Annotated in this window: 18 protein-coding genes; 2 read left to right on the plus strand and 16 right to left on the minus strand. The window is 64.8% G+C overall.

Annotation, left to right across the window (positions count from 1 at the left end; translation table 11 throughout):
* The 5 genes from B3E94_RS16355 to B3E94_RS16375 form a co-directional block, all read right to left on the minus strand.
* The coding region (locus tag B3E94_RS16355) for an RlmF-related methyltransferase (protein WP_286914339.1) at window positions 1-143 on the minus strand (143 nt) is incomplete at its 3' end.
* A gap of 151 nt (window positions 144-294) precedes the next feature.
* Window positions 295-3,141: a valine--tRNA ligase gene (locus B3E94_RS16360; protein ID WP_286914325.1), complete on the minus strand. Its 2,847-nt coding sequence runs from the start codon at window positions 3,139-3,141 to the stop codon at window positions 295-297.
* A gap of 193 nt (window positions 3,142-3,334) precedes the next feature.
* Window positions 3,335-3,706 (minus strand): DNA polymerase III subunit chi, encoded by a 372-nt coding sequence (locus B3E94_RS16365; RefSeq protein WP_176514616.1) that lies wholly within the window; start codon window positions 3,704-3,706, stop codon window positions 3,335-3,337.
* Window positions 3,707-3,711: 5 nt separating this feature from the next.
* Entirely contained in the window at window positions 3,712-4,140 is a 429-nt protein-coding gene (locus B3E94_RS16370) for a DNA polymerase III subunit chi (RefSeq protein WP_176514618.1), read from the minus strand.
* Window positions 4,141-4,191: 51 nt separating this feature from the next.
* On the minus strand, window positions 4,192-5,685 hold the full coding sequence (locus B3E94_RS16375) for a leucyl aminopeptidase (RefSeq protein WP_286914326.1): 1,494 nt from the start codon (window positions 5,683-5,685) through the stop codon (window positions 4,192-4,194).
* A 289-nt stretch (window positions 5,686-5,974) separates the two neighbouring features.
* Between B3E94_RS16375 and lptF the strand changes: the two genes are divergently transcribed.
* Together lptF and lptG are read left to right on the plus strand one after the other, a co-directional pair.
* On the plus strand, window positions 5,975-7,090 hold the full coding sequence (gene lptF, locus B3E94_RS16380; protein WP_286914327.1) for an LPS export ABC transporter permease LptF: 1,116 nt from the start codon (window positions 5,975-5,977) through the stop codon (window positions 7,088-7,090).
* Complete coding sequence (gene lptG / locus B3E94_RS16385) at window positions 7,083-8,144, plus strand: LPS export ABC transporter permease LptG (protein WP_176514624.1); 1,062 nt, start codon at window positions 7,083-7,085, stop codon at window positions 8,142-8,144. The genes lptF and lptG overlap by 8 nt, the downstream gene beginning before the upstream one ends.
* A 63-nt stretch (window positions 8,145-8,207) precedes the next feature.
* Here the strand turns inward: lptG and B3E94_RS16390 are convergent, their stop codons facing one another.
* From B3E94_RS16390 to B3E94_RS16440, 11 genes are all read right to left on the minus strand, one after another.
* Window positions 8,208-8,696 carry an RDD family protein gene (locus B3E94_RS16390; protein WP_176514626.1) on the minus strand — a complete coding sequence of 163 codons (489 nt, stop codon included), beginning with the start codon at window positions 8,694-8,696 and terminating at the stop codon, window positions 8,208-8,210.
* Window positions 8,697-8,788: 92 nt separating this feature from the next.
* Complete coding sequence (locus B3E94_RS16395; protein WP_008094261.1) at window positions 8,789-9,001, minus strand: cold-shock protein; 213 nt, start codon at window positions 8,999-9,001, stop codon at window positions 8,789-8,791.
* A gap of 357 nt (window positions 9,002-9,358) precedes the next feature.
* Window positions 9,359-10,483, minus strand: a complete 1,125-nt coding sequence (gcvT, locus tag B3E94_RS16400; protein WP_286914329.1) for a glycine cleavage system aminomethyltransferase GcvT — start codon at window positions 10,481-10,483, stop codon at window positions 9,359-9,361.
* Between the two features lie 24 nt (window positions 10,484-10,507).
* Window positions 10,508-11,884: an L-serine ammonia-lyase gene (locus B3E94_RS16405; protein WP_286914330.1), complete on the minus strand. Its 1,377-nt coding sequence runs from the start codon at window positions 11,882-11,884 to the stop codon at window positions 10,508-10,510.
* Between the two features lie 109 nt (window positions 11,885-11,993).
* Window positions 11,994-14,849: an aminomethyl-transferring glycine dehydrogenase gene (gene gcvP / locus B3E94_RS16410; protein ID WP_286914332.1), complete on the minus strand. Its 2,856-nt coding sequence runs from the start codon at window positions 14,847-14,849 to the stop codon at window positions 11,994-11,996.
* Between the two features lie 10 nt (window positions 14,850-14,859).
* A complete protein-coding gene (gene gcvH, locus B3E94_RS16415; RefSeq protein WP_286914333.1) occupies window positions 14,860-15,243 on the minus strand; it encodes a glycine cleavage system protein GcvH in 384 nt (127 codons plus the stop codon).
* Between the two features lie 280 nt (window positions 15,244-15,523).
* Window positions 15,524-16,729 carry a sodium/glutamate symporter gene (gene gltS / locus B3E94_RS16420; RefSeq protein WP_286914334.1) on the minus strand — a complete coding sequence of 402 codons (1,206 nt, stop codon included), beginning with the start codon at window positions 16,727-16,729 and terminating at the stop codon, window positions 15,524-15,526.
* A gap of 91 nt (window positions 16,730-16,820) precedes the next feature.
* Complete coding sequence (locus B3E94_RS16425) at window positions 16,821-18,332, minus strand: sigma-54-dependent transcriptional regulator (RefSeq protein ID WP_286914335.1); 1,512 nt, start codon at window positions 18,330-18,332, stop codon at window positions 16,821-16,823.
* Between the two features lie 152 nt (window positions 18,333-18,484).
* Entirely contained in the window at window positions 18,485-18,856 is a 372-nt protein-coding gene (locus tag B3E94_RS16430) for a DUF5064 family protein (protein WP_286914336.1), read from the minus strand.
* A 56-nt stretch (window positions 18,857-18,912) separates the two neighbouring features.
* Window positions 18,913-19,851, minus strand: a complete 939-nt coding sequence (gene arcC / locus B3E94_RS16435; RefSeq protein ID WP_176514640.1) for a carbamate kinase — start codon at window positions 19,849-19,851, stop codon at window positions 18,913-18,915.
* Window positions 19,852-19,920: 69 nt separating this feature from the next.
* The coding region (locus B3E94_RS16440; protein WP_286914337.1) for an ornithine carbamoyltransferase at window positions 19,921-20,847 on the minus strand (927 nt) is incomplete at its 5' end.

Below are 20,847 nucleotides of genomic sequence, written 5' to 3' on the forward strand. Positions count from 1 at the left end.
GGGTTGGCGAAGTCGATGCTGGGTTTGCCGTGGGGGTTGGTGATGGTGAAGCGGGCCAGGTCCGGGTGGGCCTTGATCAGGCTGGGGAAGTCGTAGCGGCCCTGGTGGCGGTTGCGCGGGTGCAGGGTGGGTTTCTCGGTCATGCTTGAATCCAAGTGGGCCTCGCTGGCCTGGGGCCGCTGTGCGGCCCATTCGCGGCACAAGGCCGCTCCCACAGGATTGTGGTTCCTGTGGGAGCGGCCTTGTGCCGCGAACGAGGGCAGGGCCCTCGCCGGTCAGTTCAGCAGTATCAGGTTACAGCGCAGCAATCCGCGCATGCTGCTCGGTGAAGTTGGCCAGGGCCTGCTCGGACTCGGCCAGCTTGGCGCGTTCCTTCTCGATCACCGCAGGCGGCGCCTTGTCGACGAAGGCGGCGTTGGACAGCTTGCCGCCCACGCGCTGCACTTCACCTTGCAAACGCTGGATTTCCTTGTTCAGGCGCGCAAGCTCGGCATCCTTGTCGATCAGGCCGGCCATCGGCACCAGCACCTGCAGGTCGCCCACCAGTGCGGTGGCCGACAGCGGGGCTTCGTCGGCATCGCCGAGCACGGTGAACGATTCGACCTTGGCCAGCTTCTTGAGCAGCGCCTCGTTCTCCTGCAGGCGACGCTGGTCGTCGGCATTGGCGTTCTTGAGGAACAGCGGCAGCGGCTTGCCAGGGCCGATGTTCATTTCGGCGCGGATGTTGCGCAGGCCGACCATCAGCTGTTGCAGCCATTCGATATCGCCTTCGGCCGCCACGTCGATACGGGCTTCGTTGGCCACCGGCCACGGCTGCAGCATGATGGTCTTGCCATCGATGCCCGCCAGCGGCGCGATGCGCTGCCAGATCTCTTCGGTGATGAACGGCATGAACGGGTGCGCCAGGCGCAGCGCCACTTCCAGCACGCGCACCAGGGTGCGACGGGTGCCACGGGCGCGTTCGACCGGGGCGTTTTCGTCCCACAGCACCGGCTTGGACAGCTCCAGGTACCAGTCGCAGTACTGGTTCCAGATGAACTCGTACAGGGCCTGGCTGGCCAGGTCGAAGCGGAACTGCTCGAGCTGGCGGGTCACTTCGGCTTCGGTGCGCTGCAGCTGCGAGATGATCCAGCGGTCGGCCAGCGACAGCTCGTAGGCCTCGCCGTTCTGGCCGCAGTCCTCGCCCTTGTCCAGCACGTAGCGGGCGGCGTTCCAGATCTTGTTGCAGAAGTTGCGGTAGCCTTCGACGCGGCCCATGTCGAACTTGATGTCGCGGCCGGTGGAAGCCAGCGAGCAGAAGGTGAAGCGCAGGGCGTCGGTGCCGTAGCTGGCGATGCCTTCGGGGAACTCGGCCTTGGTCTGCTTGGCGATCTTCTCGGCGAGCTTGGGCTGCATCATGCCGCTGGTGCGTTTTTCCAGCAGGGCGTCGAGGGTGATGCCGTCGACGATGTCCAGCGGGTCAAGGACGTTGCCCTTGGACTTGGACATCTTCTGGCCCTGGCCATCGCGCACCAGGCCGTGCACGTACACGGTCTTGAACGGCACCTGCGGGGTGCCATCCTCGTTCTTGATCAGGTGCATGGTCAGCATGATCATGCGCGCAACCCAGAAGAAGATGATGTCGAAGCCGGTGACCAGCACGTCGGTGGAGTGGAAGGTCTTGAGGAACTCGGTCTGCTGTGGCCAGCCCAGGGTGGAGAAGGTCCACAGGCCCGAACTGAACCAGGTGTCGAGCACGTCGTCGTCCTGGCGCAGCACCACGTCGGCGCCCAGGTTGTGCTTGGCGCGGACTTCTTGCTCGTCACGGCCGACGTAGACCTGGCCGGCTTCGTCGTACCAGGCCGGAATGCGGTGGCCCCACCACAGCTGGCGGCTGATGCACCAGTCCTGGATGTCACGCATCCAGGAGAAGTACATGTTCTCGTACTGCTTGGGCACGAACTGGATGCGGCCGTCTTCCACGGCAGCGATCGCAGGCTCGGCCAGCGGCTTGGTGGAGACGTACCACTGGTCGGTCAGCCACGGCTCGATGACGGTGCCGGAGCGGTCGCCCTTGGGTACCTTCAGCGCGTGGTCATCGATGCTGACCAGCAGGCCCTGGGCATCCAGGTCGGCAACGATCTGCTTGCGCGCGACGAAGCGGTCGAGGCCGGCGTACTGGGCAGGCAGGCTGGTGTCGACCTGCTCGTTGACGCTGCCGTCGAGGTTGAAGGCCTGGGCGGCGGGCAGCACCAGGGCGTTCTTGTCGAAGATGTTGAGCAGCGGCAGGTTGTGGCGCTTGCCGACTTCATAGTCGTTGAAGTCGTGGGCTGGGGTGATCTTCACGCAGCCGGTGCCGAATTCCGGGTCGCAGTAGTCGTCGGCGACGATCGGGATGCGACGGCCGACCAGCGGCAGTACCACGAACTTGCCGATCAGCGCCTGGTAGCGCTCGTCGGTCGGGTTGACCGCGACCGCGGCGTCACCCAGCAGGGTTTCCGGGCGGGTGGTGGCGACAACCAGGTAGTCCTTGCCTTCGGCGGTCTTGGCGCCGTCGGCCAGCGGGTAGCGCAGGTTCCACAGGTGGCCCTTCTCGTCGTGGTTTTCCACTTCGAGGTCGGAGATTGCCGTGTGCAGCTTGGTGTCCCAGTTGACCAGGCGCTTGCCGCGGTAGATCAGGCCGTCTTCGTGCAGGCGCACGAAGGCTTCCTTGACCGCTTCGGACAGGCCGTCGTCCATGGTGAAGCGCTCGCGGCTCCAGTCGACCGACGAGCCCAGGCGGCGGATCTGCCGGCTGATGTTGCCACCGGACTGCTCTTTCCATTCCCAGACCTTGTCGAGGAAGGCTTCGCGGCCCAGGTCGTGGCGGTTCTGGCCCTTGGCTTCGAGCTGGCGCTCGACCAGCATCTGAGTGGCGATACCGGCGTGGTCGGTACCCGGCTGCCACAGGGTGTTGCGGCCCTGCATGCGGCGGAAACGGATCAGGGCGTCCATGATCGCGTTGTTGAAACCGTGGCCCATGTGCAGGCTGCCCGTCACGTTCGGTGGCGGGATCATGATGGTGTAGGACTCACCTGCACCTTGCGGGGCGAAATAGTTCTCGGACTCCCAGGTGTTGTACCAGGAAGTTTCGATGGCGTGCGGCTGGTAGGTCTTATCCATGCGCGGCGGGACCCTATGGCATTAATTCGGGAAAGCCGGGAAGTATAACCAAGGTGGGGGCCGCAGGCGACAGCTGTACTTGAGTTGCCAGGGCGCCATCGCCGGCAAGCCGGCTCCCACAGGTTCACCATCGCACTGGGGCCTGGTGCTTTATCTGTGGGAGCCGGCTTGCCGGCGATGAGGCCGTCAGGGCTTATTCGGAGCGCTGGATCAGCCGCTCGATGCGCGCATCCAGGCGGCGCTTGATCTCGGTCTCGATATGCGGGGTGAAGTCGTTGATCACGTCCTGCATGATCAGCTGCGCCGCCGCGCGCAGTTCGGCCTCCAGGTGCAGCAAGGTGTCCTGGCGGCGGGTCTGCGGGTCGTCTTCGGGCTCGGGCTCGGCCTTGAGCGGCTCAGGTGCCGGCGCGGCATTGCCGGCAGGCGTGTCCAGCAGCAGTGGAATCTGCTCGACCGTCTCGGTCAACAACGGCGGCTGCAGGTCGGCATCACCCAGCAGTTGGCGAATCGACTCCAGGTCGTCGAGCAGATGGGCGGAATCGGGTAGGGCGGAGGGCTTGTCCATCGTCATTAAAGTCGCTGTAAGCGGTGGTCTTGCAGAGCATAGCCCTGTTCGCGGTAGAAACGGAATCGTTCACGGGCCGACTGGCGGATGCCTGGCTCCTCGACCACGATCTCGGCAACCCGCTGGAACTGGCCGACGAACGCGGGCACATCGGCACCCAGGTTGATCAGCAGGTCGCGGTGTTCACCGGCATCGGCGCCCAGGCCCAGGGCCACGGCGGCATCGGCATGCGCCTCGGCCAGGTCGTGGGGGACGAAGGCCTCACCCTTGAAGTGCCACAGGCGCAGGTCCAGTGCCTGGCGCTGTTCGGCGTCCTGGCAGTGCAGGTAGACCCGGTGGCCGAGGCGCCAGGCCTTCTCGCACAGCTTGCAGGCGAAATCCAGCCGTGCCGACAGCGAGTCGGTGGGCAGGATGTAGAAATCGACTTGGCTCATGGTGGTGTCTGCCGACCGGTGGCGCGTTCAGGCGCCACCGGTCTTGCGCCATCAGGCGCCGGCACGGTCCAGCAGGTACTGGGTCAGCATCGGCACGGGGCGGCCGGTGGCGCCCTTGTCCTTGCCGCCGCTGATCCAGGCGGTGCCGGCGATGTCCAGGTGCGCCCAGTCATAGGCCTTGGCGAAGCGCGACAGGAAGCAGCCCGCGGTGATGGTGCCGGCCTTTGGCCCACCGATGTTGCCCATGTCGGCGAACGGGCTGTCCAGCTGCTCCTGGTACTCATCGAACAGCGGCAGCTGCCAGGCGCGGTCGTCGGCGCGCTTGCCGGCGTCCAGCAGCTGGTTGACCAGTGCATCGTTGTTGCCCATCAGGCCAGAGGTGTGGCTGCCCAGGGCGACGATGCAGGCACCGGTCAGGGTGGCGATGTCGATCACCGCTTGCGGCTTGAAGCGCTCGGCGTAGGTCAGGGTGTCGCACAGCACCAGGCGGCCTTCGGCGTCGGTGTTGAGGATTTCCACGGTCTGCCCGCTCATGGTGGTGACGATGTCGCCTGGGCGGGTGGCGCCGCCGCTGGGCATGTTCTCGGCGCAGGCCAGCAGGCACACCAGGTTGATCGGCAGCTGCAGCTCGAGCACGGCGCGCAGGGTGCCGAACACGCTGGCGGCGCCGCACATGTCGTATTTCATCTCGTCCATGCCGGCGCCCGGCTTCAGGCTGATGCCGCCGGTGTCGAAGGTGATGCCCTTGCCCACCAGCACGAACGGCTTGTCAGCCTTCTTGGCGCCCTGGTAGTTCAGCACGATCAGGCGTGGCGGCTGCTCGCTGCCCTGGCCCACGGCGTAGAACGCGCCCATGCCCAGGTCCTTGATCTTCTTCTCGTCCAGCACGTCGACCTTCAGGCCCTTGTGCGCCTTGCCCAGGTCCTTGGCCTGCTCGGCCAGGAAGCTCGGGTGGCACAGGTTTGGCGGCAGGTTGCCCAGGTCGCGGGTGAAGGCCATGCCGGTGGCGATGGCGCTGGCGTGCTTGACGGCGCGCTCGACCTCGGCCTGCCCGGCCTTGTCGGCCAGCAGGGTGACTTTCTTCAGTGCGCGAGGCTCGGCCTTCTGGCTCTTGAAGCGGTCGAACACGTATTCGCCGTCCAGCAGGGTCTCGGCCAGCAGGCGGTACTTGCCGTAGTGGCCATCACGGTTGCTCACCGCGATATCGTCCAGCGCCAGCACCGCGTCACTGCCGTTCAGGCCCTTGAGCACACCGGCCACGCTGGCCACCAGCTTGCGGAAGGTGCGATCGCCGAGGGCGTCGTCCTTGCCGGCGCCGACCAGCAGCACGCGCTCGGCCTTCAGGCCCGGCAGGCTTTGCAGCAGCAGGGTCTGGCCAGGCTTGCCGGCTAGGTCGCCGCGCTTGAGCACGGCGCTGATGGCGCCTTCGCAAGCCTGGTCGACGGCCTTGGCAACGGCGCCGAGCTTGCGGCCTTCACCCACCGGGACAACCAATGTGGCGGTTTTTACGGATGCAGCGGCTACGCTTTTTACAACCAGTTCCATGTCAGGGTCCCCGAATGATCGATGCAGTTGGCGCTTGGATGTCTCGCGCTCTGGACGGGCCTGGCCGCGTGCTCGCGGACCAGTGGAAAAGCTGCCAGTTTGAGCCTCTGGCAAGCGTGCTGACAACCCCGTTGTCCACCTTCATGCGTGGCCAAGTGACAGGCGCGGCCAATCACAGGATAATGCGCGCACTTTACATGGAGGTTCGCCCCCGGCGAACCGACATTGGTCTTGGCTGTCGTAAGCCTTTGTTTGGCAATCCGCCCCTGACAACCCAGGAGTGTCTGGCTTGATCGTCTTTCGTTATCTGTCCCGCGAGGTCCTGTTGACCTTGAGCGCCGTCAGCGCCGTGCTGCTGGTGATCATCATGAGCGGGCGCTTCATCAAGTACCTGGCCCAGGCGGCCCAGGGCGTGCTCGACCCGAGCGTGCTGTTTCTGATCATGGGTTTCCGCCTGCCGGGCTTCTTGCAACTGATCCTGCCACTGGGGCTGTTCCTCGGCATCCTGCTGGCCTACGGCCGGTTGTACCTGGAAAGCGAAATGACCGTGCTGTCGGCCACCGGCATGAGCCAGCAGCGCCTGCTCGGCCTGACCATGGCACCGGCTGCGCTGGTCGCCCTGCTGGTCGCCTGGCTGAGCCTGAGCCTGGCACCGCTGGGCGTGGCCCAGGTGCAGCAGATCATCAGCCAGCAGGACGCCCTGACCGAGTTCGACACCCTGGTGCCCGGGCGCTTCCAGACCCTGCGCGATGGCTCGCGGGTGACCTACACCGAAGAGCTGTCCGATGACCGCAGCAACCTTGCCGGGGTGTTCATCTCCGAGAAGCGCTTCAACCAGGACAAGACCAAGGACCGCGCACCTTCGGTGCTGGTCGCCGAAAAAGGCCATCAGGAAGTGCAGGCCGACGGCAACCGCTACCTGGTCCTGCAAAACGGCTACCGCTACGACGGCAACCCCGGCCAGGCCGACTACCGCGCCATCAAGTACGACACCTACGGCGTGCTGCTGCCCAAGCCTGAAGTCAGCGAGGAAGTGACCGAACGCGAAGCGATCCCGACCTCCGAGCTGTTCGGCAGCGACGGCCTGCGCGAGCGTGCCGAGCTGCAATGGCGTATCTCGCTGCCGATCCTGGTATTCGTCGTGACCCTGCTGGCGGTGCCGCTGGCCAGGGTCAACCCGCGCCAAGGCCGCTTCCTCAAGCTGTTGCCGGCGATTCTTCTGTACATGGCCTACCTGACAATGCTGATTTCCGCTCGCGGCGCCCTGGAAAAGGGCAAGTTGCCGATCGCCCTGGGGCTGTGGTGGGTGCACGCCCTGTTCCTGTTGATCGGCCTTGGCCTGATGTACTGGGAACCGCTGCGCCTGAAGATGGCCGCGCATCGTGCGGAGGTGGCCCGTGGCTAAGCTCGATCGCTACATCGGCCAGAGCGTGCTGCTGGCCATCCTCGCCGTGCTGGGGATCATCCTCGGCCTGGCTTCGCTGTTTGCCTTCATCGATGAGATGAGCGACCTGAGCGATACCTATACCGTGATGGACGCCGGCAGCTTCGTGTTGCTGACCGCACCGCGGCGCCTGTACGACATGCTGCCGATGGCCGCGCTGATCGGCTGCCTGATCGGCCTGGGCAGCCTGGCCAGCAACAGCGAGCTGACCATCATGCGCGCCGCCGGTGTGTCCATCGGGCGTATCGTCTGGGCGGTGATGAAGCCGATGCTGGTGCTGATGCTGGTCGGCGTGCTGATCGGCGAATACGTGGCCCCGGTCACCGAGAACAAGGCCCAGGCCGACCGTTCCCTGGCCCAGGGCGGTGGTGAGGCGCAGAGCTCCAAACGCGGCATGTGGCACCGCCAGGGCGAGGAGTTCGTGCACATCAACGCCGTGCAGCCCAATGGCCTGCTGCTGGGGGTGACCCGCTACCGCTTCGATAGCGATCGCAAGATCGTCACCTCGAGCTTCGCCCGCCGTGCCCAGTACAACCAGGACCACTGGCTGCTCAGCGATGTCAGCACCACCTACTTCCGTGGCGACCATACCGAAGTGGTCAAGGCCCCCGAGGAGCGCTGGGACGTGTCGGTCACGCCAGAGCTGCTGAACACGGTGATCCTGGCGCCGGAGTCGCTGTCCATCAGCGGGCTGTGGGACTACATCCACTACCTGTCCGACCAGGGCCTGAACAACTCCCGCTACTGGCTGGCGTTCTGGACCAAGGTGCTGCAGCCGATGGTGACGGCGGCGCTGGTTCTGATGGCGATTTCCTTCATTTTCGGGCCGCTGCGTTCGGTAACCCTCGGCCAGCGGGTGTTCACCGGGGTACTGGTGGGCTTCGTGTTCCGCATCGCCGGCGACCTGCTGGGCCCTTCGAGCCAGGTGTTCGGCTTCCCGCCGCTGTTGGCGGTGGTGATTCCGGCAGGGGTCTGTGCCCTGGCCGGGGTGTGGTTGCTGCGCCGGGCGGGATGATGGCCTGGCTGCAATGAAAAAGCCGACCTCAGGGTCGGCTTTTTCATGGGCAGCTGCTTACGGCTATTTATTGCGCTTGGGCACCCGCACCAGCTGGGTTTCCGAATAGATGTCATGCCAGCCACGCTGGCGCTTGTCGATCAACGACCAGAAGAAGCCCAGCCCCAGGCACAGCCACGAGGCGATCGAGACCACGAAACGCAGCAGCGCCTGCCACAGGCTGATGGCGCTGCCATCGGCGTTCTGCACCCGCACGCCCCACACCTGCATGCCCAGCGTCTGCCCGCCATGGGTCCAGAACTTGGCAAAGAAGCCAAACAGCACGAACAACAAGACCGTGGAAAGCAGCGGGTCGCCGTCCAGCGCGCCGGCTTCGGTCAGCTCGCGCATGCGGGCTTCGCCGATGATTGCCATCTGGATCATCTTGTAGGCACCGGCAGTCACGATCAGCAGCGCCGTGCACAGCAAAAAGTCATAAAACATCGCCGCCAGGCGCCGGCCAAGGCCGACCGGTGGGAAATCACCCTGGGGTGAGAGCAGAGGCTTGGACATGCAAAACGGCTCCGAATGGCGAAGCCGGTATTCTACGGGCAAAAAAAAGCCCCTGCACTGGGCAGGGGCTTTCTTTCGAAGTCTCGAGCGGCTTAGCCGAGGACCTGAACCTTGTCAGCCTGCATGCCTTTCTGGCCCTGGACTGCTTCGAAGGTGACTTTCTGGCCTTCTTTCAGGCTCTTGAAACCGTTGCCTTCGATGGCGCGGAAGTGCACGAACAGATCAGCACCGCTTTCTGGGGTGATGAAACCGTAACCTTTTTCGTCATTGAACCACTTGACGGTACCGTTCTGACGCTCAGCCATTGTCTTATTTCCTATGAAGCTTGAATTTTAATGACAGTTTCTTTCACGTTATATAAGAGTGAAAGAGTACTGGGCTGGGTTGCAGGAAAGTAAGAGACGTCGAACGGGTTGTAGCAGATTGCGGCTACTGGCCCAGGTCACGAACTGTTGCGACCCATGCAAACACAGTGAAGTGACTCTACGCCAACTCCCGCGAAAAAAACAAGCCCTTGGTCGTCTGGAAAATCAGGCTTTTTCCAGTGACCGAACAGTTTGTTGGAAACGGCATGCTGCCTGGCCTGGCGCCGTGTTCAAAAGTTATTGGGCAGGTTCGAAATCGAATATCGCGAACCTGCCAGAAAACCTCACACGGTGCCTTCAACCGCGATAGTAACGTTGCGGAACAAAAGGCATTTTGCTGACTTTCAAAGCCACCTTCTTACCGCGCACCCTGGCAAACAGTGGTGTATCGATTGCGCCATGTTCGATATCGACATAGCCCATCGCAAGCGGTGCACCGAGTGTCGGGCCGAAGCCGCCACTGCACACTTTGCCGACCACTTTGTCAGTTGCATCGACAATCTCGGCGCCTTCGCGCACCGGGGTGCGTTCCTGCGGCAGCAAGCCGACGCGCTTGCGTGCCACACCCTGTTGCTGCTGGGCGAAGATCGCCTCGGCACCGGGGAAGCCACCGGCGCGGGCGCCGTCGGCGCGGCGTACCTTGGAGATCGCCCAGAGCAGGCTGGCCTCGATCGGCGTGGTGTGGGTGTCCATGTCGTGGCCGTACAGGCACAGGCCGGCTTCCAGGCGCAGCGAGTCGCGGGCACCCAGGCCGATCGGTTGCACCTCGGGCTCGGCCAGCAGGCGGCGTGCAAGGGCTTCGGCGGCGTCGACCGGCACCGAGATTTCGTAACCGTCTTCGCCGGTGTAACCCGAGCGGCTGATGAAGCAGTCCTGGCCGAGCAGGCTGACCGGACGGAACTGCATGAAGGTCATGCCGGCCACTTCCGGCGCCAGGCGCGCGAGCACCTTGGCCGCAGCCGGGCCTTGCAGGGCGAGCAGGGCGCGCTGTTCGAACAGCGGCTGGACTTCGCAGCGGCTGGCGATGTGCTGTTGCAGGTGGGCCAGGTCCTGGTCCTTGCAGGCGGCGTTGACCACCAGGAACAGGGTGTCGTCACCCAGGTTGGCGACCATCAGGTCGTCAAGGATGCCGCCTTGCTCGTTGGTGAACATGGCGTAGCGCTGCATGCCCACCGGCAGGTCGACGATGTCCACCGGCACCAGGGTTTCCAGGGCCTGGGCAGCGTCCTTGCCGCGCAGGATGATCTGGCCCATGTGCGAGACGTCGAACAGGCCAGCCTGATCGCGGGTGTGCAGGTGCTCCTTGAGCACGCCCAGCGGGTACTGCACCGGCATGTCGAAGCCGGCGAACGGCACCATGCGTGCGCCCAGTTCCAGGTGCAGGGCGTGCAGCGGGGTCTTTTGCAGTGTTTCGGACATCAAGGACTCCTTGGTTTTATTGTCGGGTCAACATTCGATGATGTTGACGGCCAGACCGCCGCGGGCGGTCTCCTTGTATTTGCTTTTCATGTCGGCGCCGGTCTGGCGCATGGTGCGGATCACCTTGTCGAGCGACACGAAGTGTTGCCCGTCGCCGCGCAGGGCCATGCGCACCGCGTTGATGGCCTTCACCGAGCCCATGGCGTTGCGCTCGATGCACGGCACCTGTACCAGCCCGCCAATCGGGTCGCAGGTCAGGCCGAGGTTGTGTTCCATGCCGATCTCGGCGGCGTTCTCGACCTGCTGCACGGTGCCGCCCATCACTTCGCACAAGGCGCCGGCGGCCATCGAGCAGGCCACTCCGACCTCGCCCTGGCAGCCGACCTCGGCCCCGGAGATCGAGGCGTTTTCCTTGTACAGGATGCCGATCGCGGCAGCGGTGAGCAGAAAGCGCACCACCCCGTCCTCGCTGGCGCCCGGCACGAAGCGCATGTAGTAGTGCAGCACTGCCGGGACGATGCCGGCCGCGCCATTGGTGGGCGCTGTGACCACACGCCCGCCGTAGGCGTTTTCTTCATTGACCGCCAGCGCGTAGAGGTTGACCCAGTCGAGTACCGTCAGTGCATCGCGCAGGTTGGCTTCCGGGTGCTGGCTGAGCTGGCGATACAGCGCCGGGGCGCGGCGCTTGACCTTCAGCCCGCCCGGCAGGATGCCTTCATGGCGGTAACCGGCCTGGACGCAGTCCTGCATCACCTGCCAGATGCGCAGCAGGCCGGCGCGGGTCTCGGCCTCCGGGCGCCAGGCGGCCTCGTTGGCCAGCATCACCTGGCTCACCGACAACTGTTGCGCGGTGCAATGCCCGAGCAGCTCCTTGGCGGTCTTGAACGGGTAGGTGAGCGGGGTGCTGTCCTCGACGATGCGGTCGTGGCCGGCGGCATCTTCATCGACCACGAAACCGCCACCCACCGAGTAGTACTCGCGGCTGCGGATCTGCAGGCCGGCGCTGTCGAAGGCGCGGAAGATCATGCCATTGGGGTGATAGGCCAGTGGCTTGCGGATCATCGCCAGGTGCTGTTTTTCAACGAAGGCGATGGCGTGCTCGCCGAGCAGGCGCAGCTGGCCGCTGGCGCGGATCGCCTGCAGGCGGGCGGGAATGGCTTCGGTGTCGACGGTATCCGGGTGCTCGCCTTCCAGGCCGAGCAATACCGCCTTGTCGCTGCCATGGCCCTTGCCGGTGGCTCCCAGCGAGCCATACAGCTCGGCCTTGACGCTGGCGGTGCTGGCCAACAGGCCGTCGCGCCGCAGGCCTTCGGCAAAGCGCGCAGCGGCGCGCATCGGGCCGACCGTGTGGGAGCTGGAGGGGCCGATGCCGATCTTGAACAGGTCGAAGACACTCAGGGACATGGTGGTTCCTCCTGGTTAAGCCGATTGGGGCTGCTGCGCAGCCCATCGCCGGCGAGCCGGCTCCCACATGCACGGCGCGGCGCCTGTGGGAGCCGGCAAGCCAGTCAGGTCAGGCGTCCTGATAGCTCTCGATCGACGGGCAGGCACAGACCAGGTTGCGGTCACCAAACACGTTGTCGACCCGCCCGACCGGCGGCCAGTACTTGCTTTCCACCAAGCTCGGCAGTGGGTACACCGCCTGCTCGCGGCTGTAGCCATGGGCCCATTCGCCAACCAGCTCGGCCGCAGTGTGCGGGGCGTTCTTCAGCGGGTTGTCGTCCTTGTCCAGGCTGCCGTTCTCCACGGCGCGAATCTCTTCGCGGATCTGGATCATGGCCGCGCAGAAGCGGTCGAGTTCTTCCTTGGACTCGCTTTCGGTCGGTTCGATCATCAGCGTGCCCGCCACCGGGAAGGACATGGTCGGGGCGTGGAAGCCGAAGTCGATCAAGCGCTTGGCCACGTCGTCGACGCTGATGCCGCTGGTGTCCTTGAGCGGGCGCAGGTCGAGGATGCATTCGTGGGCGACCAGGCCATTGCCGCCGGTGTACAGCACAGGATAGTGCTCTTCCAGGCGGCGGGCGATGTAGTTGGCGTTGAGGATCGCCATCTGCGAAGCGCGCTTGAGCCCGGCACCGCCCATCATGCGAATGTACATCCAGGTGATCGGCAGGATGCTGGCGCTGCCGAACGGTGCGGCGCACACGGCGCCTTCGCGGTTTTCCAGCTGGGCGTGGCCCGGCAGGAACGGCGCCAGGTGCGACTTGACGCCGATCGGGCCGACGCCCGGGCCGCCACCGCCGTGGGGGATGCAGAAGGTCTTGTGCAGGTTCAGGTGCGACACGTCGCCGCCGAACTTGCCCGGGGCGCACAGGCCGACCATGGCGTTCATGTTGGCGCCGTCGATGTAAACCTGGCCGCCGTTGTCGTGGATGATCGCGCAGATCTCGCCGATCGCTTCCTCGAACACGCCGTGGGTCGACGGGTAGGTGATCATGATCGCGGCCAGGCGCTCGCGGTGTTCGATGGCCTTGGCCCGCAGGTCTTCGACATCGACGTTGCCGCGGGCGTCACAGGCAGTGACCACCACACGCATGCCGGCCATGTGCGCGGTCGCAGGGTTGGTGCCGTGGGCCGAGGACGGGATCAGGCAGATGTCGCGGTGGCCTTCGCCGCGGCTGCGGTGGTAGGCGCGGATCGCCAGCAGGCCGGCGTACTCGCCCTGGGAGCCTGCGTTGGGCTGCAGCGACACGGCGTCGTAGCCGGTGGCGGCGCACAGCATCCCTTCCAGCTCCTGGGTCATCTGCAGGTAGCCCTGGCTCTGCTCGGCCGGGGCGAACGGGTGCAGGTTGCCGAATTCGGCCCAGGTCACCGGGATCATTTCGCTGGCGGCGTTGAGCTTCATGGTGCACGAACCCAGCGGGATCATGCTGCGGTCCAGCGCCAGGTCCTTGTCGGCCAGGCGGCGCAGGTAGCGCATCAGCTCGGTTTCGCTGTGGTAGCGGTTGAACACCGGGTGCTCGAGGATCGCCGACTGGCGCAGCAGGGCGGCTGGCAGGCGCGAGGCGGTGCTGGCGGCCAGGCTGGCGAAGTCAGGTTGTGCCTGGCCGTTGGCGAAGACTTGCCACAGGGCCTCGACATCGGCCTGGGTGGTGGTTTCGTCAAGCGACAGGCCCAGCGAGCCGGCGTCGATCTGGCGCAGGTTGATGCGCTGCTCACGGGCCTTGGCGTGCAGGCTGGCGGTGGCGCTGCCGGTGGCCAGGGTCAGGGTGTCGAAGGCGGTGTCACCCAGCACCTCGATGCCCAGGGTTTTCAGGCCGGCGGCAAGGATCGCGGTCAGCGCGTGGGTGCGCTGGGCAATGCGCTTGAGGCCTTGCGGGCCGTGGTACACGGCGTACATGCTGGCGATGTTGGCCAGCAGCACCTGGGCGGTGCAGATGTTGCTGGTGGCCTTTTCGCGGCGGATGTGTTGCTCGCGGGTCTGCATGGCCAGGCGCAGGGCGGTCTTGCCGAAGCGGTCGATCGACACTCCGACCAGGCGGCCCGGCATGTCGCGCTTGAAGGCGTCGCGGGTGGCGAAGTAGGCGGCGTGCGGGCCACCGAAGCCCAGCGGTACACCAAAGCGCTGGGCGCTGCCGATGGCCACGTCGGCATCGAATTCGCCCGGCGGGGTCAGCAGGGTCAGGGCCAGCAGGTCGGCGGCCACGGCCACCAGGGCGTTGGCGGCGTGCAGGCGCTGCACCAGTTCGCGGTAGTCGAACACTTCACCGTTGCTGGCAGGGTATTGCAGCAGGGCGCCGAAGAAGGCGCTCACATCGCCGAGCTCGCGCTCGTCGCCCACCACGATTTCGATGCCCAGGGGTTCGGCGCGGGTGCGCAGCACGTCGAGGGTCTGTGGGTGGCAGTGCACGGAGGCGAAGAAGGCATGGCTGGCCTTGTTCTTCGACAGGCGCTTGCAGAAGGTCATGGCTTCGGCGGCGGCGGTCGCTTCGTCGAGCAGCGAGGCGTTGGCGATCGGCAGGCCGGTCAGGTCGCTGATCAGCGTCTGGAAGTTCAGCAGCGCTTCCAGGCGGCCCTGGGAAATTTCTGGCTGGTACGGGGTGTAGGCGGTGTACCAGGCCGGGTTTTCCAGCAGATTGCGCAGGATCGGTGCCGGGGTGTGGGTGTTGTAGTAGCCCTGGCCGATGTAGTTCTTGAACAGCTGGTTGTTGCCGGCAATGGCCTTCAGGGCGGCCAGTGCATCGGCTTCGCTCTGGCCGTCTTCGCTGCCGAGCACGCTGGTGCCCTTGATGCTGTCGGGGATGACGGCGGCGCTCATGGCGTCCAGCGAGTCGAAGCCCAGGGTGGCCAGCATGGCCTGTTCGTCAGCGGCGCGCGGGCCGATGTGGCGCGCGATGAATTCGTTGGCGGTGCCGAGGTTAGTGGTCATGGCGAATTCCTCAGGCGTCGTCGTTGGCTTTGATCAGGCGGTCGTAGGCGTCCTGGTCGAGCAGGGCGGCCACTGCCTGGCTGTTGGCGGGCTTGAAGCGGAAGAACCAGCCTTCGCCCAGCGGGTCTTCGTTGACCAGCTCGGGGCTGTCGTTGAGGGCTTCGTTGACGGCCAGCACTTCACCTTCCAGGGGCATGTACACGCCGCTGGCGGCCTTCACCGATTCGACGGTGGAGACTTCAGCGCCTTTGTCGTACTGCTGCAGCTCCGGCAGTTGCACGAAGACCACATCGCCCAGGGCGTTCTGGGCGTAGGCGGTGATGCCCACGGTGACACTGCCGTCGGCCTCGGTGCGCAGCCATTCGTGATCTTCAGTGAAACGCAACTCGCTCATGGGGAATCCTCAAGGGGCAGGGCGTTGGGCGCGGTGGGTTCGCGCTCTTGGGTTGGGATTCCTTCAAGCAATATCTCGGCCATCTACAAAAAAGCCATATAAATCATATATTTATAAATTATTTGCGAGTGTTGCTGCTTTTGAGTGGAATGAAATCGATACGGAATGCGTGGGCCAGAAAAGGGTTTGAGGATCAAACCCTTGGCTGTGGGTGCCGGAGAGGGGTTGTATCGATTTCAATACAATGTAGTGAAATCGATACATAGGTGTGAAGAGGGCTTTACAGGACGGTGAAGAAGGGCAGGGCGAGGTAGAGCTTGATCACGATCACGTTGATGATGTCGATGAAGAAGGCGCCCACCATCGGCACGACCAGGAAGGCGATATGCGAAGGGCCGTAGCGTTGGGTCACGGCCTGCATGTTGGCGATGGCCGTCGGTGTCGCCCCCAGGCCGAAGCCGCAATGCCCTGCCGCGAGCACGGCGGCGTCGTAGTTGCTGCCCATGAGCCTGAACGTGACGAAGATGGCGAACAGCGCCATCACCAGCGTCTGCACGGCCAGGATGATGAAGAACGGCAACGCCAGTGCAGCCAGGTCCCACAGTTTCAGCGACATCAGGGCAATGGCCAGGAACAGCGACAGGCTGACGTTGCCCAGTACCGACACTTCCCGCTCGAACACCTGGTACAGGCCGAACATCGCCAGCCCGTTTCGCAGCAGCACGCCCACGAACAGCACGCAGACGAAGGTCGGCAATTCAAAGGGCGTGCCTAGCAGCAGGCCGTTGAGCACGGAGCCGCCCATCAGGCTGACCGAAATCAGGGCCAGCGATTCGACCATCGAGAACGGCGTGATCAAGCGCTCCTTGTTCGGCTGCTCGAACCCTTTGGGCAAGTGCGGGGTTGGCTGGTCCAGCCCCGGCGCCTGCACCCGGCTCATGAGCAGGCGGGCGACGGGGCCACCAATCAGGCCGCCCAGCACCAGGCCGAAGGTTGCGGCCGCCAATGCCAGCTCCGACGCCGAGGCCAGGCCATATTTCTCGCTGAAGGTCGCCCCCCACGCAGCGCCTGTGCCATGGCCGCCCGACAGGGAAACCGAGCCGGACAGCAGGCCCATCAGGGGGTCGAGGCCCAGCGCCTTGGCCAGCCCGATGCCCATGGCGTTCTGCACCAGCAGAAGGCCGGTAACGGCAAAGAGGAAAATGGCCACCACGCGGCCGCCTTTCTTCAGGCTGGCAAGGTCGGCGTTCAGGCCGATGGTGGCGAAGAAGGCCAGCATCAGTGGTGATTGCAGCGAGGTGTCGAACTGCACCTGCACATCGAAGCCGCGCAGGCCCAGCAGCACCAGGGCAACCACCAGGCCGCCCGCTACAGGTTCGGGGATGTTGTAGATGCGCAGGAAATGGATGCGTGCGACAAGGCCGCGTCCGAGGAGAAGTACCAGCGATGCGGCGACCAGCGTTCCATAGAAATCAAGCTCAAGCATTCTGTAACTCTTTGTTGTATTCGGGCGTGAACGGTGCCTCCATTTTCGCGGGGGTGATGGCCAAATATGTGTAGGAAAAAGCTGTAGAAAATCAGGAATTAGCTTTGGGGATGCCGTATTTGCGCAAGCGTTGCGCAATCGCGGTATGCGAGGTCTGCAAGCGCCCGGCTAACTGCCGCGTCGAGGGGTAGCTGGCATACAGGCGCTGCAGCAACTCGCGCTCGAAATCGCCCACTGCCTGCTCCAGGCTCGCCACCTCACCATCCTGGCCGCGCGCCACCGAGGTGCCGGCGATGTCCAGGTCGCCGATGTCCACCAGGTTGCCTTCGCAAATCGCTGCCGCGCGGAAGATCACGTTCTGCAGCTGGCGCACGTTGCCTGGCCAGGGGTTGGCCAGCAGCGCCGAGTGGGTGGCGGGCGTCAGCCGGCAGGGCGGGCGCTGGATCTGCGTGCAGGCCTGCTGCATGAAAAAATGCGCCAGCATGAGGATGTCCTGGCCACGGTCGCGCAGCGGTGGCACCTGCAGGTTGAGCACATTGAGGCGGTAGAACAGGTCTTCGCGGAAGGTGCCCTCGGCGACCATGCGCTCAAGGTCGCGGTGGGTGGCGCTGATGATGCGCACATCGACCTTCACCTCGCGGTCGCCGCCCACCCGGCGAAAGCTGCCGTCACTGAGAAAACGCAGTAGCTTGGCCTGCAGGTAGGGCGACATCTCGCCGATTTCATCGAGAAACACCGTGCCCTGGTTGGCCAGCTCCATCAGCCCGGGCTTGCCGCCGCGCTGGGCGCCGGTGAAGGCGCCGGGGGCATAGCCGAACAGCTCGCTCTCGGCCAGGCTCTCGGGCAGGGCGGCGCAGTTCAGGGCCAGGAAGGGCGCGGCATGGCGGCTGCTGATGGCGTGGCAGGCGCGGGCCACCAGCTCCTTGCCGGTGCCGGTCTCGCCATGCACCAGCAGCGGCGCATCCAGCGCCGCCACGCGCAGGGCGCGGGCCTTGAGGGTGCGGATGGCCGGGGAGTCGCCGAGCAAGGCGTCGAAGCCTTCGGCGTGGTCGTGGTGCAAGGCCGACAGGCGTTCGCCCATGCGGTTGGGCGGGTACAGGGTGAGCAGGCCACCGGCGTTGGTGATCGGCGTGGCGTCCAGCAGCAGGCTCTGGCCGTTGAGCTGCATCTCGCGCATCGGCAGGTGGAAGTTGTTGTCCAAAAGTGCCTGGAGCAGGCCGGCGTCGTTGAACAGCTCACCCACCGAGCGCCCGGCCGATTCGCGGCCGCACAGGGCGATCAGCGCGGGGTTGGCCAGCAGCACCTTGCCTGCGCTGTCCACCGCCAGCACCGGGTCGCTCATGGCGGCCAGCAGGGCATCGAGCTGCAGGTGGCGGCGTTGCCCGGGGAGGATGTCGACCACGTCCACCGACTGCACGCCCTGCACTTCGAACAGCGCGTCGTGCAGCTCTTCGAGCACGGCCGGGCTGAGGGTCGGGGCGTCGATGTAGACGTTCGGCGGGACCATCTCCACGGCGTCCAGGTTGAGGTGGCGGGCACCGAGCAGGGCCAGGACTTCCTGGGTGATGCCGACGCGGTCGATGAAGCTGACGTGGATGCGCATGAAGAGGGCAGGCTGGTTGCCGGAGGAGGGCGGTAGTATGCCTTGGTGTTATGGGTGAAGCCTAATCGCCGGCAAGCCGGCTCCCACAGGTATTACGCTGCCCTGGGTTCAGCGCAGTACCTGTGGGAGCCGGCTTGCCGGCGATTGGGGGCTTATTCGGGGCTATCGATCTTGACCGCGTCACCGGACTTCATGTCCAGCTTGTGGCGAATGTCTTCGAACATCAGGTCGTAGAGCTTGTGCGGCGAGCTGAGGTTCTCGAATTTCTTGGGCGGTGCGAGGTAGGACTGGGCCTTGCGGCTCAGCACCATCAGGAAGCTGGGCAGTACCTGGTCCTTGGGCAGGAAGAACTTCTCGTCGACCGGCTTGCCCTCGATGGTGCCATGCATGTGGAACTGGATGCCACGGCCTTCCTTGGGGTCGAGCGTGGTCGCTTCGTACTCGATGTTGAGGTCGTAGCTGTGGTCAAGGGTATTGAGGGCGTCGCGCTCGATGTGCACGTGACCGGGCTCGTACTTAGCCATGGCGGAATCTCCGAAAGGGTGAAAATGGCGGGCACCCAGGTGCCCGCCTACTGCAATCAACGGTAGCTGATTCCTGGCTTGGCGATGCTCACGCGGGTGCCGCCGGTACCTTGCACGATCTTCTCGATGTTCTCCAGCGAACCAATCACCGCCACCCGGCCGGTCAGGCGGGCGAACTCGCAGGCTGCCTGGACTTTCGGGCCCATGGAGCCGGCGGCAAAGCCCAGGCGCTCGAGCTCGTCGGGGTGCGCTTCGGCGATGGCTTTCTGGGTTGGCTTCTTGTAGTCGATGTACGCGGCATCGACGTCGGTGGCGATCACCAGCAGGTCAGCGCGCAGTTCCCTGGCCAGCAGGGCCGAGCACAGGTCCTTGTCGATCACCGCTTCGATGCCCTTGAGGGTGCGCTTGGTCTTGTCAGGGTCGTACATGGTGGGGATGCCACCGCCGCCGGCGCAGATCACCACGGTGCCGCGTTCCAGCAGCCAGGTGATCGGCTTGATCTCGAAGATACGGATCGGCTTGGGGCTGGCCACGACCCGGCGGTACTTGTCGCCGTCGGGCTTGACCTTCCAGCCCTTTTCGTCGGCCAGGCGCAGTGCTTCGTCCTTGTCGTAGACCGGGCCGATGAACTTGGTCGGGTCTTTGAAGGCAGGGTCGTTAGGGTCGACTTCGACCTGGGTCAGCAACGAGGCGAACGGCACTTCGAATGGCAGCAGGTTGCCCAGCTCCTGTTCGATCATGTAGCCGATCATGCCCTCGGTTTCGGCACCCAGCACGTCCAGCGGGTAGGCTTCGTCCGGCTTGTAGGAGAGGCCCTGGAGGGCCAGCAGGCCGACTTGCGGGCCGTTACCGTGGGCGATGACCAGCTCGTTGCCCGGGTGAACCTTGGCGATCTGTTCGGCGGCGGTGCGGATATTGGCGCGCTGGTTGTCAGCGGTCATGGGTTCGCCGCGGCGCAGCAGGGCGTTGCCGCCCAATGCAACAACGATACGCATGGGGAATGTCCTTTGCGGATGTGCAGAAGAGAAAGCAGCTCGCCCCCACAAGGGGGGCGAGGTGCGCCGTCAGAGGTCGGCCAGGGTCGAGACGAGGATCGCCTTGATGGTGTGCATGCGGTTTTCCGCCTGCTCGAAGGCGATGCAGGCGGGCGACTCGAACACGTCGTCGGTCACTTCGATGCCGTTGGCCATCTCAGGGTACTGTTCGGCGATCTGCTTGCCGACCTTGGTCTCGGAGTTGTGGAACGCTGGCAGGCAGTGCATGAACTTGGTGCGTGGGTTGCCGGTGGACTTCATCAGCTCCTTGTTCACCTGGTAGGGCTTGAGCAGCTTGATGCGCTCGCCCCAGGCTTCGATCGGCTCGCCCATCGATACCCAGACGTCGGTGTGCACGAAGTCAACGCCCTTGACCGCGGCTTTCGGGTCTTCGGTCAGGGTGATGCGGGCACCGCTTTCTTCCGCGTATTTCTTGCAGCGTTCGACCAGGTCGTCATGTGGCCACAGCGCCTTCGGCGCGGCGATGCGCACGTCCATGCCGAGCTTGGCGCCGATCAGCAGCAGCGAGTTGCCCATGTTGTTGCGGGCATCGCCCAGGTAGGCGTAGCTGATGTCGTGCAGTGGCTTGTCGCTGTGCTCGCGCATGGTCAGCACGTCGGCGATCATCTGGGTCGGGTGGTATTCGTCGGTCAGGCCGTTGAACACCGGGACGCCGGCGAACTTGGCTAGCTCTTCGACGATTTCCTGCTTGAAGCCGCGGTATTCGATGGCATCGTACATGCGCCCGAGTACGCGGGCGGTGTCCTTCATGCTTTCCTTGTGGCCGATCTGCGAGGAGTTGGGGTCGATGTAGGTGACGTTGGCGCCCTGGTCATAGGCGGCGACTTCGAAGGCGCAGCGGGTGCGGGTCGAGGTCTTTTCGAAGATCAGGGCGATGTTGTTGCCCTTCAGGTGCTGCTGCTCGGTGCCGGTGTACTTGGCGCGCTTGAGGTCGCG

The sequence above is a fragment of the Pseudomonas sp. UBA6315 genome, from assembly GCF_002438125.1.
Classification (GTDB): Bacteria; Pseudomonadota; Gammaproteobacteria; order Pseudomonadales; family Pseudomonadaceae; genus Aquipseudomonas; species Aquipseudomonas faucium.